General features: G+C 51.7%; 8 protein-coding genes and 4 pseudogenes. 6 read left to right on the forward strand and 6 right to left on the reverse strand.

The features are described from left to right. The first annotated feature begins 542 nt into the window (after window positions 1–542). Together LIW51_RS34210 and LIW51_RS34215 are read left to right on the forward strand one after the other, a co-directional pair. Complete coding sequence (locus LIW51_RS34210) at window positions 543–1103, forward strand: GNAT family N-acetyltransferase (RefSeq protein ID WP_227380536.1); 561 nt, start codon at window positions 543–545, stop codon at window positions 1101–1103. Window positions 1104–1308: 205 nt separating this feature from the next. Then, a complete protein-coding gene (locus tag LIW51_RS34215) occupies window positions 1309–1890 on the forward strand; it encodes a GNAT family N-acetyltransferase (RefSeq protein WP_227380470.1) in 582 nt (193 codons plus the stop codon). A 36-nt stretch (window positions 1891–1926) separates the two neighbouring features. Here LIW51_RS34215 and LIW51_RS34220 read toward each other — a convergent pair whose 3' ends face one another. The 3 genes from LIW51_RS34220 to LIW51_RS34230 all read right to left on the reverse strand — a co-directional run bounded on the left by LIW51_RS34220 (window position 1927) and on the right by LIW51_RS34230 (window position 7840). Continuing rightward, the gene (locus LIW51_RS34220) at window positions 1927–3324 is read right to left on the reverse strand and encodes a M14 family zinc carboxypeptidase (protein ID WP_227380471.1); all 1398 of its coding nucleotides are present in this window, start codon (window positions 3322–3324) and stop codon (window positions 1927–1929) included. Window positions 3325–3962: 638 nt separating this feature from the next. Further along, window positions 3963–4574, reverse strand: a complete 612-nt coding sequence (locus LIW51_RS34225; protein ID WP_227380472.1) for a hypothetical protein — start codon at window positions 4572–4574, stop codon at window positions 3963–3965. Between the two features lie 2351 nt (window positions 4575–6925). Further along, window positions 6926–7840: a DUF106 domain-containing protein gene (locus LIW51_RS34230; RefSeq protein ID WP_227380473.1), complete on the reverse strand. Its 915-nt coding sequence runs from the start codon at window positions 7838–7840 to the stop codon at window positions 6926–6928. Window positions 7841–8107: 267 nt separating this feature from the next. On the opposite strand from LIW51_RS34230, the gene LIW51_RS34235 reads away from it, so the two are divergent. Then, window positions 8108–8296 carry a hypothetical protein gene (locus LIW51_RS34235; RefSeq protein ID WP_227380474.1) on the forward strand — a complete coding sequence of 63 codons (189 nt, stop codon included), beginning with the start codon at window positions 8108–8110 and terminating at the stop codon, window positions 8294–8296. A 263-nt stretch (window positions 8297–8559) separates the two neighbouring features. Here the strand turns inward: LIW51_RS34235 and LIW51_RS34240 are convergent, their stop codons facing one another. From LIW51_RS34240 to LIW51_RS34255, 3 genes and pseudogenes are all read right to left on the reverse strand, one after another. After that, a complete protein-coding gene (locus tag LIW51_RS34240) occupies window positions 8560–8751 on the reverse strand; it encodes a hypothetical protein (RefSeq protein WP_227380475.1) in 192 nt (63 codons plus the stop codon). A gap of 619 nt (window positions 8752–9370) precedes the next feature. Beyond that, on the reverse strand, window positions 9371–9703 hold the full coding sequence (locus tag LIW51_RS34250) for a DUF5789 family protein (RefSeq protein ID WP_227380476.1): 333 nt from the start codon (window positions 9701–9703) through the stop codon (window positions 9371–9373). Between the two features lie 152 nt (window positions 9704–9855). Continuing rightward, a pseudogene (locus LIW51_RS34255) lies at window positions 9856–10125 on the reverse strand (DUF7539 family protein); the annotation flags it as partial. Window positions 10126–10127: 2 nt separating this feature from the next. On the opposite strand from LIW51_RS34255, the pseudogene LIW51_RS34260 reads away from it, so the two are divergent. The 3 pseudogenes from LIW51_RS34260 to LIW51_RS34270 all read left to right on the forward strand — a co-directional run. Next, window positions 10128–11162: pseudogene (locus tag LIW51_RS34260) on the forward strand (hypothetical protein); the annotation flags it as partial. Between the two features lie 122 nt (window positions 11163–11284). Next, window positions 11285–11755: pseudogene (locus LIW51_RS34265) on the forward strand (CBS domain-containing protein); the annotation flags it as partial. Window positions 11756–12101: 346 nt separating this feature from the next. Continuing rightward, a pseudogene (locus tag LIW51_RS34270) lies at window positions 12102–13439 on the forward strand (putative ATP-dependent zinc protease). Window positions 13440–13444: the final 5 nt, after the last annotated feature.

Here is a 13444-nt window from a genome sequence, read left to right on the forward strand (position 1 = left end):
TTTTCTCTTTGTGTCTCCTATCGCTGTCATCACACAACTTGGCGTTGGCCTTTCCATCTTGGGAACTGGTCTCCTTCGATTGTACAAGCCCGAAAAATATGAACAAAAGCCAACGAAGTACGGGTTATTAGCCTACGGAATGGCAGTCCTGGCTCTCGTTTTAACTGCGCTATTTCTCGTCCAAATATTCGTGTTTTAGACGGAAACGCTCCCTGTTCGATCTACGTTCTCTATCCAGTATGAAGCCGATTTTCTGCCGGCTAACATCATAAGTGGAAGTAGGCTATCTCCGGAACCTCCGAGCCATTCTGTGTATAGTTCGTTGCGTAGATTTGCCAATAGAGGTGAAACGCTGATCGCTATCTAGAATCTCAATTCATACTACCGTATAAAAATGTATAAGCTCTTCGGCATACTTGAACGCTACCGTTGAGCTTTCTACCCCACAAATTCAACAGACAGCTGGAATTGCAATGGTACACCAACTCTTCCCTGAACGAATTGAAACAACTCGACTTCTCTTTGAACGCGTTAGTCACGAAATGGTGGATCCGTTTGAATTATATGATCTTGTAAGTCGAGATGGTTGGCAGAAGGATTCGACCGAACACATGCCGTGGTTTCGGTTCAAACACCTCGACCACGTAGCCGGTTTCATAGACAAGGCCGAACAGGAATGGGCTGACCGTGACACTGCTCGATACCTCTTGCGGTCGAAAGACGAAGGGGGAGAGCTCGTTGGCTTGACAGCCTATGGTCCGGAATGGAAAGAACGACGGGCAGGGTCAGGTATCGTGCTTGCGAAACAGTATTGGGGGCGGGAATATGGCCTCGAGCGAGCATCTGTGTTCGTTGAATTGACGTTCGAACAGTATGATCTCGACGCGTACTATACTACCTGTAGCGCTAATAACGAACCGTCCCGACGTATGATCGAAAAATACGTCGAGAAGTATGGTGGCCGCCTCGAAGGGTTGTTGCGTCAACACTCTCCTCGCCCGAACGGTGAGGTCACCGACCAGCATCGGTTTTCCATTCTGCAAAGTGAATACGAGAACGCAACTGAGTGTATGGATACGCTTGAATTTGACATCAAACAGTAGATTTACACTTGCTACTCATCATCAGCCCGGTTTTTTACTCCCGAACCTCGTAAGCGAAAGTGGATTCGACCGGGTCGCCGTCTCCGGGGAAGCATATTTTGTCGGATCGAGCTTCTCACCAGATCCAAACCGAGTGTTTTCCCTATCTGTCTCGATAAGTGATTTTTCACAGTACCTTCATAGTAGCTACCCAGCAACTACGGGTATGATTCCTGAGCGAATCGAAACCGACCACCTCATTTTTGAGCGACTGACTCACGATGCTATCGATCTTTTCGACCTCTATGACATCTGCTCGAGCGATCCTGGTATCGAGGATGTAACTGAGTATCTCCCCTGGGATCCCCATCAGACCCCAAAGGAAACTCACGATCTTCTCACCAGTGCCGAATCAAACTGGGAGCAAGGGGAGGACTTTCGCTATTTGCTTCGCCTTCGAGAATCCGCCGAACCCGTTGTCGGGATGACTGGGATCGATGTGCATTGGGGACGTCGAACTGGAACGATTCGCCTCTGGTTACGAAAGCAATTTTGGGAACGTGGACTCTCTGGAGAACGAGCAGCAGCACTCATAGGAATTGTTTTCGACACACTCGATCTCGAACTGCTTGCTGTCTTCACCCTTGAGGGGAACGAGCAGTCACGACGTGCAATTGAGAAATACATTGATCGGTACGGGGGGCAGTACGAGGGGCTGTTCAGGAACTTTCGACCGAATAATGGTGATCTTGCCAATGCCCATCGATACACGATAACTCAAGAACAGTATCAGAACGCGATCCAGTGAAATTACTCTATATTCTTGGTCTGCTACCTTATCGGGTCATTCGTCAAAGGTACTCTGCCGATAGTCCAAACAAACCAAGCCCGCACGAGCCTGAATCGCGACGAGTTTCCAAATCGGAATCGTCTCGTAATCGAGGTGCTCCCGTATCTCGCCGATTCGGTCGTGTAGCGTGTCCTCGAGTACCGCCTTTGCTTCCATGAGTTGATCGTGAGTTTCCTCGTCAGCACTCATTGCGGTGTGGTCGATCGACCGCAACAACATTCCGGCATATCTCAATACATGACACTGTCTAAGAAGGCGCTCGTCGACAGACTGTGCAACAGTTGCGGGTTCGTCCGTCTTGGGGGCTGATTCCGCCCATTCGACTTTCGACTCAACTTCGTCCTCGAAATACGAGACGACCCCCATTGCCTCACGAGCCATCGGCGTGTCCGGCAGGTACTCGCCGACAGATTCGACTACATGCCCCATTTGTTCAAGCAGCATTTCCCGACTCTGGACACCCTCTCGGATAACCTCCTCACGGGTGCTATTCAGTTCAGTTTGATCCTGAATCTGTTGGTCGTAGAAATACGGTAATTCAACGACGAACTCAATGACATCGTCGTCGAACCGGCTGGCGTAGTCATAGGCATTGCTACCGAGCAGCACCTCTTCGGGTTCGATATCATTATCGTCATGTACCATCTCATATTGATCTTCGAAGGTTCGGAGACGATAGATCGCATTATCAAACGCTTCGTTCTCGAACCACTCTGGCTCACCATGGTGAAGTGGGACTCCGTACTCTTCTGGGAGCGATGAAAGGGCGTCGTGAAGCGGTTCGAGGGGCTCGGTGAGATAGTAGTAGCATCCCCCGAATTCCAGATTGTGGAAACTATAGATGAAATCCGGCTGGTGGGATTCGATTAGATCTGCCAATACACGAGTCGCTGGTATCGGCTCATCGAACGAATAGTCCTCATATTCGACTGGGAACGTTGCTTCGATCTGCTCGTCCGGCGGTGGACGGTAGAAGTTCTGTATATAGTTCGAGAGCGTGAACGGCCCGTCGAACCAACCTTCATTGAATCGGACACCGTCTATGTCGGCAATCGGCATACAGATGAATTCGTAGTCCAAAGACGCCCGTAGCTCGTCGTTTGTCGCGAGTTCATGGATAAGAAAGTCGATTGTCATCGAGCCGATCGGCTCGTTTGGGTGAGGCGCACCAAACAAGAGTGCACTTCGGTCACCTTTGCCGATAGTGACCGTCCAGATCGCCTCTCCGCCCTTGCTTTCGCCGAGTTCCTCGTATCTGACCTGATTGTGGTTACGCGCGAGAGCCTGGTTGCGTTCGCGGTGTTCGTCGACTGTGAGAAACGATTCATACCGAGGAACCGCCTTGTCGAGCGATTTGAACGTGCGAGCCGGTTCAGATTCGGAGTCGGTCATATATCGTATCATTTCATGGGCCGCGAAATAATAATAATAATAATAATAACCATCTGAACAATATACGAGGTAATTTAACCTTGTGAAATGAATTTCATGCGGCAAGTGACGACTTTTAGATTGAGTAGTACAGTCCCGTCATTCAGCATGAAGCCGATTTTCTGCTTCATAATAAGCGGCAGTGGGATCCCACAGTACCCCCGAATCAATCTGTGCGGAGTTCGTAGTGCAGATTACTCACAACTATTTTTGGCTTTACAGAAGAGATTTACCATGTCCTGCATTCCCATTTGGTATGTATTCAACACGTCTCTTCCAGGCAATCGGCACTCTTGGTATCGTTAGCGGTAGTATCTTAATCTGGTATGCATTCCAGCGGCAGATGTGTCTAATGGTAGGTGGCCCCGGGGATCACTGCTCACCAAATATTGTCTATTTGCTCCCTGGAATTCTCATTGTTCTCGTTGGAATCAGTCTTCTTGTATTTTCGCACCGACGTAATCCGACCGATTCGACGGAAACAAGGGTGTGAGAAATACACGCTCTCTAATTTAACCCGAGGCCAACCAACGCCGAAACAATCGATCTATTTTGAGAGGGTAAAATAACCCGCCGTCAATTCTCTCTTTCTTACCCCATCATTGAGTTTTCTCCGTACTTACGTCATCGACTCGGAGCGTGAATCCCCACATAAACTGCTCATCGTACCCATTTTCGTCGCTGATGCTATACGGAGTCTCAAATCTGTACTTCCCGGTCGGAATACAACCGCCAATAGTGGGATCATCAACAATAAGCAGTTCCTCGCTTGCTGATTCACCGGGTTCGAGGGTTTCCGTCCCGGAGTACTCACCTGACCAACGTAGCTTTCCCTGAGATTTACCGTCCGACCCAATGCAGTCAGGAGTATAATCAGCTGGTGGGCTATCTGGGGCACGGAGGGAATACAGGAGGATACCTGAATCACCTGCCCGTGAGCTTGCACCTTTGTAGTAGGCTGGCTCGAACTCCCTCGTCGCCTCACCTGTGTTTTTCGCTGTCGCTTTCAGATGAGCAGTTTGTGTTTTAGTGAGTTCCGCCTGAACGACGTCGATAGTTAAGTCAACAGGGTAGTGTTCTGGGATCGCGTCAGTCTGGTTTACTGAAACTCGTTTTCGGAATGGTGAGTCACCTGACGATGCGTTTCCAAGACAGCCAGCAGAGACTGAGAAGAGAGATAGGAGGCTGAGTAGTGTGGTTCGGCGTTTCATGTACAGAGATGTTTCTATTAGATAATAAGCTTCGTGTACAGTGAAATATTTCTTTTACACTTCTGCACAAAATAAGCAGAAGCGGAAATGGCGATCTCGCCGCCTTCGATGGAGCGTACATTCTATTTTCATCAGTTAGAGGATGCAATTTTAGTTCAAGCTCACCTCCGAAGGGAACGAAGATATAAAAAATCAGTTCTATTTGGGTACTCTATTAACTACTGATTGGATGTTTTCGTCCTTTTTCCGAGGTTCTGCAAATACCTAAGAGGCAGAGAAAGCTTATTATCTTGAATTCGAATCATGTATTCATAGCAGAAACTAATCTGTACACATTCCTTTTTGGTCGGGACTACCGTGTATCGACTAGTTTCTTGGTTGTTGGACTAGCTATCGCAATTTTGTTTACGGTGCTTACTTACACGCCTGCTGGCCAATGGCTTTCGAGTACACATTACTCCCAGTTACTCGTCATCGTCACGTTTGGCGCTGCGGCAGTGAGCGCTTATCTTAACAGTGGCTTCTTTCTAAGCTGGTTTCTTGCTGTGTCAGGATTGCTCCCGTTCACATTTTCGTTTGCATTCACGGACGCTCCACTCGGGCGAGAGCCAACAATAGTTGGGGCGATTAACACTCTCCTTCTTTCTGCAGGGCTGTACACCGATGTCGTCGGAACAACAGCCTTCATTGTTGGAGTCGGTGCACGGTATGTGCATGACCGTATCGCTAAGTCGAAGGAACCACTCCAATCAGTAGAATAGTACCTCCACTAATTACTAAAAATTACTAAAAATATCAAAGTAACAACGTGAACGCTACTGTTGGCCACAGTAGGTAGTGGCAGTATCTCCGTTAGCTCCCGTTTAAACGTTAAGTGGAAGTGTATCTACCCGGGATCCCGAATCAATCTGTGCGCAGTTCGTGGTTTTATCCTATCTTATCATATCTTCGTTCTGTTGTTATTGTCAGGACCCATATGGCACTCCAAATGGAAACCTCATTATAATACGTGTAGAACTAGATGGAAATCTTACGTATGTTATAAAAAGTAAAAACGATGGCTTCCTTTAATCGTCGACCGCACTCCGTATCTCATTGGCGTTCGTCACAACGATGTTGGCCGGTGGCGCACTGTCACAAGATGACGGTGACGCTATTGCCATTTAGACGAACGACCAATCCAACGAGAATGCCCAGACTGGGATAGCCATCGCCAAGAACAACGCTGATGATAGCGAGCAGGATAATACGAGAACAAGTGCTGGGCTACTAATTGACAAGATACAAGAACAGTATGGCCACAGAGGAGACCTATTATTTTCGTTGAAATCTCCCTGTTCAGTGGTCTTCTCTTGGTCAGAGAGTATCCTAATATCAATCCGACCTGCTCCCTTCTAGCTGCTCTAAATTGACAATTTTCGACGGAGAAACTGGCGGTCACTGCTGATTAGACTATAAGCGGAAGTGGCGTGAATCCTCTCGAAGGAGTAATTCACCCCCGATGGAAGACACACGCTGTCTTCCAAAGTGGGATTGTAGGGAGTAGTGGAATTCTATTGGGTTCTAGTGGAAAGACTGATTTACTTCGATACGCTATTTACATTTGTCGAGCGTCGTTGCTCGGCGAGCGAATACGATAAAAACGGTAGATGTGGACGAGTAGAGCCTTGGAACTCTACTACTCGTCCAACTTCCATACCAGAACACCACTGATGATTAGCAGATAGCCCACTGCACTGTTTGCAGCGACTATCGTTCCACCCATGGTGATCAAGCTGGAAGCGACGATGATGGAATCACGTCGTTCCATTCGTGTTGTCTGTTACTTTTGTTTCACAGACGAATTATTCGATGTAGCACGAGGCAAAAAATGTACGGTATTGGTTCGTTTCTCGGTTCACACTCGTGACGTTGTACTCTCGTCTACTGTGCAGTGAAGTAGAACAATAGACTAACCGTCGTCGTTACAGTCGTACAAGATGAGACGGGGAGGGTGAAGTCAGGGGGAGCGCCGTAGAGATGACCATGCTGCTTCTGACGTTGCCCCAACAGACTCACTCGACTGTCCCAACTTGAATTTTCCTAGGAGATCTCAATAGAGAACTGTAACACTCTCCGGCAACTCAGCAGGATGTTTATCTAAGTAAATATTTATAGATATTTATCAAATACTCGAGCTGATACAGATGAAATTATGGCGTAAAATACAAAGAAAGATAATACTAGAATGATCGTTGGAACTATCCCAGATACTCTTTTCGTCCAAACTGCCAAAAGGCCCATAGCAAGTGCTATAACAACCCCTAGAGGGAGGACAAGTTGTTTTTCTCTAGGTGAGAACATGGGGATCGCTATGTTGGTGTTGTCTGGATATTCAATGACTTCCGAATAAGCTGGGTAAACGCCATTGAACAGAGGAAGTACCAGACAATCCACGCCTGCATTGGGCCAAGAACTGAATCTGTCCAATTGAGACTCCCAATGAGGGGCATAACCATTGCCTCCTGGCCTGGAGCAAGATGACCGGGCGACTTACCAGGACCAATCATCCAATACATCCAGAGGAAGACAGGGATAGTGATGAACATCGTCCACACCATCGGGCGGAACTGCTCTTTGAACATGCCCACCTGATCACCCATTGCATCCATCTGCTCTTCGCGAATGCGCTGTTGTGCCTCCTCATCGCCGCGTTCTTTGGCTTCTTTCTGGCGTTGTTGAATATCTTTCATCCGCTGCTGGTAGGCCCCCATCTTCTCCATATTCATCAAGTTGTCTTGCAAAAGCGTAGAGTAGAGACCCGTAATCATAGCTGCAATTAAGATCATGACATAGAATGGAACGACGCTGTTAATTGGTCCCAAGAAAATATCGACAGCTGACCCAACTATATTTCGGACTTGAGAAATTGAATAGCCCGCAAAAAGCCCGATGGATCCTACGGCTGCTAATTTATCGTATATTGTCCACTCAGTGGTACTTACATCATCCAACTGCACCGAACTGCTATCGCTATCTGAAGACTGGTCAATATCGTCTACGGCGTTTCTAACGGCTTTCGGATCTGCAACGATGAATCCATCACCGTTATCTGCATCTTCGAGTATTCCGGTCTCTATAAGTCGGCCCCATTCTCCACTTGTGATCTCGTTTCGGACGTCTTGCCATGAGACTGAATCCTTCTCCTCATACTGCGAGAGCACTGTCGTTAGTGCTTCTTTCATTTCGCTTTTTTCGGCGATTTTGTCTACTCTCGACTGTCTCATTTACTTATCCCGGGGATAGTGAGTCAATACCCTTCTGTGTTTCTTTCCAAATCTATGGTTCAACTATACTGTATATAGAAGGAGTAAGCCCTAGCATATGAGGCCTGCTTTGATGAATAGACCGGAAAATCTTCCACTGGACTAGGTTTCTCATCAGGCGAACGCGCAGCAGTTCTCCTGGAGTTTGCATTTGACTGCCTAGGATGGGAGTGGCAGAGCGATTGTTTCCCCTCTGTATTTTTGTTATTGGGAACGAAATATAGAAATATGAGCGTGAAACTCTCAGACAGTGCTGTGTCTCGATTAACGATGCTTGTTGCGGCATTAGTCGTCCTGGAGGCTGTCGAATTGTTTGGGATGCTTGGCGCGATTCTTGCGCTTTTGTTTGTCGCCACGCTCTTCTATTTTGATAGCGAGAAGGTGCGAGATCTCGTATTCAGATGGTCGAACCGCTAATGCGGATCTATGGTAAATGGTTAAGGCTTTTATCGGAGGTGGGTTAGATGGTGTTCCCTCACTTGGAAGCCTCACGGATCAGCTAGTTAGAGCTGGTCACGAACATCGTTGAGCAGCGTCGATGGCGGCCATTTTGTGGCTCCGGTGGTTCGATTCCACCCCCGTTCGCATTTTGTGAAAAAGTGGCTTTGTTGAAATACTCAGATAGTGATAGGTTTCAGCGCGTGTGCAAGATACCCAGCCATAGGGATACAGCATACAGGTTACCAATTCTTTCCAAGAAAGGGGCCAAGAGTCTCCGACTCTAAGAGAAGCCGCCGACCGCCGCCAAGCTGCTCAACACTCTCCGGGTAGGAAACCTCCGATATTTCTGACCGTGTGTCGCCGTGTTCTGATGCCTCCTGTCCTATATCCTCTAGCGTGTCCTCTGGGATTCGAACCGTAATCTGTTCCATGTCACACCGTGTTCTCGCGGGATGTATTGTAATTCAGTCAGACACACGTCAGTCATCAGCACAAAGCCTATACAGTGGGTGTATGTAAGTTGCCCGTGCCGGTCGTGCCGGCGTAAGCTCGAAGGGCGGGGGCATTTCGCCCCTACTTTCAAGGTTAGCATGTAGTACTAACGCGCAGACCGGTTGTACCCCTTCCCACCCCAACCCCTCTTGCGACAGAAGCTGAGACTAGTACTCTCAATGCATAGGCTGTCCGTCCCAACCCACCCTTCTCTATTCGGAAAACTCTTCGCTAAATCCGCAGTGGCCGCGCCCTCGAAGAGGAGCGGTGGGAGCAGAACGAGGAAGATAATGTCGTGGGAGAGTTAGATGTCGATTGTTAGTAATTCGGTGATGACGCCCAATACTGACACGGCCAGTCCGGCCAGCAAGAGTGCGATGGTGTAGGGATGCTACCAGACCTTGGTGACGATCCGACGGCTGCCGCGATGATGAACACGGGCAGCACCTTGAGCAACAACATCTCGACTCCTGCAGCCATATCCGAAACGTCGGGCGGGAGCTAGCTAAGAGTGGACAATGAGACGACGGCCAGTAGTGAATATCGGGACTACAGGGTTTAGCGATGTATCAATCCCAGTAGCCGTCTTCGAACGTCATCGGCGGAGTCGCACGTCTGGTTATCGGTTGCGGCAAGTACTTCATCGAGGGTTTCCGTCCCGCCCTGCGTTTCGATCTCATAGTCGCCATAGGCCTCGACCAATTCATCCGTTGTCGTCGGATAGTCGTGGGTTTCGAGTACTTCATCAAGGTCACCGAGCTGCTCACCAGGGTCGACGCGCATCGGCTCTTCTTCATCGGCGCGGGTACGTGCCTCCTCTTGCATCCGCTCTCGCTGGCGACGTTTTTCGTTATCCGCTTGCTCGTCTCGGCCCTGTTTGTCATCTACCATGCTTGGGTTTTGGATCTCTAGTCGGATAGTCCTGTGGTCGGTGACGGGTGCTCCCGAACGCACAGGATAGACTTCGAAAAGCAGGTTCAGCGAACGCCTCTCCACCGATCAGCCGGTACGGTCCACGGTCGACGGACCACGAGAACGAAGGACTAGTCCTGTGTCCGGCGAATAAACTCGTCGAGTTCGTCTTCGATGAGTGTCGCGACGCGCTCGCCATATCTCCAGAGTGCTGCGTTGAGTCGCTCTTCGGTCTCGTCGTCGAGATCGTCTCCCCCACGAAGGACGAAATCCTTGGTGATCTGCGGATGATACACACAGACGATTCCAACCGAACTGTCCGAACGTGTGGTCTCAGCGGTGTGGATTCCGTACTGATCGGTCGCCCAGACACCGTCGCCGCCCTGTCGCTCCAGTTCGGTCCCCCGCGTTCGCCGAAGACGCGATCGCGAACCACATCACGACGACCGGCGTCCTGTGGGACCAACCCCGATATGACGACCCGGCGGCGGACATCTCGGACCCGAACCACCGTGCGGTATTGGCCGACCGCTACGACGCCATCGGCGAGCCAGCGCCGATCAACACCATCGCTGCTCGAGTAACGGAGGCGGTCACCGATGACGACGCTCCCGAGGACGAGGGACTGACCACGCGGGACGTCTCCGTCGAGGCAGTTGCGCTCCTCGAGAGCGAGCCCGAGGCCGTTCCGACATTTGGCGGGTTCGTGGTTGTTCAGGACGTTCCGAAGGATGAACACTGCCTGGTAGTGAATTGCTCCGGGGTCGAACCCTACAGCGAGACTGTCGTCGTGGCGGACGACGATACCGGAGCGACGACAGCCGGCGTCGATGGCGAAGTTCCGCTGGTCGCCCGCGAGAGCGCGACGAAGCTCGAAGTAGACGCCGGGGGAACCGACGCCGATCTGACGGACCTAGCCATCGAGGATGACTTCGCTGGCCGCCTGTACGACGCACCGCTTTCGGGGCCGGATGCGGTGTACGTTCACCGCGGCGGGGCTTACACGACGGAAGTCAGAGACGCCGACGACGAGATCGGGGCTTTCCGCGTCAATCCAGCCGATGAACCGAGAATCCGCATCGAGGAACCGTGGACGGGGAAGGGCTCACTCGCAGAGTACCTCGCGGACGTAGCCGAGGAAACCAGCGCAGCTGTGGCGGCTGTCGACGACCGAAGTGACGCGGACGGCTCCGAATCGAAGGGCCGATCTGAAAACGGCTCATGGAACGCCGTCCAGGGACTCGCTCGGGCACTGGAGACTGTCGCTGAAGCGGCTCGATGCGCGGCCGACCGGGCTGCGGCAGGCGATCGGGCCGGGGCCGATAAGAGCCTCGATACCGTCCAAGATCGTCTCGACCGCGTTTCTTCCAAACTCGCCGATGCGGGCGAGGATCTGCCGGACGACCTCGAACGCGCGATCAACCGCCGTCTCGAATAGTCCCGCAGACGGTCCGCGCAGGCCCGGGATGCAGAGAAGCTTTGATCCAGTTTCATATGGTACTAGGGGAGGTGTTTGAACCGCTCTCGCTCTTGGGTAGACTGGCGGAGTAATATGTTAGCAAGGCACAACCGACCACCATCAAGGCAGCATTCGAAGGGATGATCGTCGGCGATGTAATGACGGACAAGGAGGACCTCAAGACGGTTACCGAGGATACCTCGATTAGTGACCTCGTGAATCGGATGTTCGACGAGCGCCACATCGGCTATCCCGTGGTGCGGAACGACGACCTCGTCGGCATGGTCACGCTGGAGGATGCAGCCGACGTCGACGAGATCGAACAGGACGCATACCGTGTCGAGGACGTGATGTCGACCGATATTCAGACGGTCATGCCCGACGCTGACGCGATGGTGGTGCTCCAGCGCATGCAACAGCACAACGTCGGCCGCCTGCCCGTCGTCGACGACACGGGAACTCTCGTCGGGATTATCTCTCGAACGGATTTGATGCATGCCTTTACCGTCATCCAGGGCGGCGGGGTGCCAGAGAGACTCCGACGGCCAAGACCCAACCTCAATCTTAGCTGATTCCACTATTCGATTAATAGAAAATAATGATTATGATTAGGGACCAGCCAGCCACTTCCGAACGATAGAACGTCCCAGTACCCGGCTGCGACGATCGCGGCAAGCCGGTCCTAATCACTATCTCGGAGCGGCTGCTCCATCACGTCAAAGAACACCGGTCAGAAATTCGAACACTTGGCCGCTGGTGATGGTCACAATGTCAACAGAAATTGTGATATCAATCTGATGATGGGACTTCAACCCTGTCCTGATCAGGGTACGACCGATCAGATTGAGCGTGATCAAAACACATCCTTGCCAAGAAATCCGGGACTACTATCCACGTGATGCCCCTATTCACGTTGCAATGGCGGCGAGTGAATCGATCAGCGTCGGGGTGTTGAGCCTGCACAATAGCAAAGAGACCAAAGCGATTCTCAATGCCGTCGAGGACCTTGGGCACGAGCCGATCTGGTTGCGCGACGAAAACAGAACCATCCGAATCGACTCCACCCACGTCCAGCCGGATCCCGCAGTCGATGTTCTTGTCAACCGACTCCTCCTAACGAACACGGACCACCCCTAGGAGAAATTAGGACTGCTCCATTGTTACGCCGGCCTTGGGCCGATGCTCAATCGACCACTTCCCGTCCTCACAGCGATTCACAAATTCGCAGCGGCGACGCAACTCGCCCGCGAGGGCGTCCCTGATGCGTTGCTGGCGCTCCACTCGTCCCGGCTCAACGAAGCCCAAGAACAGTTCGGCCCGGAATGCGTCTACAAGACTGCAATTGGCACCCATGGTGGCGGAACATGGAAAGTTGACACCTCACAACCGCTCAGAGCCCGGGTCGGACAGCGTCAAGCGTTTCTCCAAACCCTTCTCGAAAGCGACTTCGAGCGCCATCGCGATCTCCGAGTCTATATCGTCGGCGATGAAATCATCGGCGCAATGTACCGGTACGCTCCTGACGACGACTGGCGAACCAATGCCTCGCTTGGAGGGGATGTCGAGAACGCAACCGACACACTCTCGTCGGAGGTGGCCACCCTCGCACGGGAGGCCACCGACGTTCTCGGGCTTGACTACGCTGGCGTCGACTTGGTCGAGGGCGATGACGGATGGTCGGTCTTGGAGGTGAATACGACGGCCGGATTTAAAGCACTGTTCGAAGCGACCGGCCGAAGCGTCGCCCCCTACATTGCGAAACTGGCTATCGAAACCGCTGGCCGTGACATCGATGCGGATCGCGTCAGCGATATCGCCATGCGCTTGGACGATTCCGAACCATCGTGCAAACCCACGCCAATCGAGTGTCACCCCCAAGGTGACGTGACAATTGGGTATACTGAACATATCGTCGTAAGTGGGACCTCGGGATCTGAGCGGATTATCGCAAAGGCGGACACAGGTGCCAGCCGGACGAGTATCGACACGGATATTGCGGCGGCGATCGGAGCCGGACCGGTTCAGACCACTACTACCGTTAGATCGGCGACCACTGGATCGAGCCGCAGCCGTCCCGTCGTTGACGTCGTAATCGGAATCGGCGGCACTCGACACACGGTCGCTGCGAGCATCGAAGACCGCAGCCACATGGAATACCCAGTGTTGCTCGGCCGTGATATCCTTTCGGAGTACAGCGTTAATGTGGAGAAGCGAGTCGGCGACACAGACGACGATTCTGCTCCAAACGAAGAATAGCCGGG

Source organism: Haladaptatus halobius (assembly GCF_020618475.1).
Taxonomy (GTDB): Archaea; Halobacteriota; Halobacteria; order Halobacteriales; family Haladaptataceae; genus Haladaptatus; species Haladaptatus halobius.

Bases quoted from the DNA above. Each gene is read 5' to 3' on its own strand.
- LIW51_RS34225 (WP_227380472.1), bottom strand. From the start codon at position 4,574: ATGAAACGCCGAACCACACTACTCAGCCTCCTATCTCTCTTCTCAGTC.
- LIW51_RS34250 (WP_227380476.1), bottom strand. From the start codon at position 9,703: ATGGTAGATGACAAACAGGGCCGAGACGAGCAAGCGGATAACGAAAAA.
- LIW51_RS34215 (WP_227380470.1), top strand. From the start codon at position 1,309: ATGATTCCTGAGCGAATCGAAACCGACCACCTCATTTTTGAGCGACTG.
- LIW51_RS34230 (WP_227380473.1), bottom strand. From the start codon at position 7,840: ATGAGACAGTCGAGAGTAGACAAAATCGCCGAAAAAAGCGAAATGAAA.
- LIW51_RS34220 (WP_227380471.1), bottom strand. From the start codon at position 3,324: ATGACCGACTCCGAATCTGAACCGGCTCGCACGTTCAAATCGCTCGAC.
- LIW51_RS34235 (WP_227380474.1), top strand. From the start codon at position 8,108: ATGAGCGTGAAACTCTCAGACAGTGCTGTGTCTCGATTAACGATGCTT.
- LIW51_RS34240 (WP_227380475.1), bottom strand. From the start codon at position 8,751: ATGGAACAGATTACGGTTCGAATCCCAGAGGACACGCTAGAGGATATA.
- LIW51_RS34210 (WP_227380536.1), top strand. From the start codon at position 543: ATGGTGGATCCGTTTGAATTATATGATCTTGTAAGTCGAGATGGTTGG.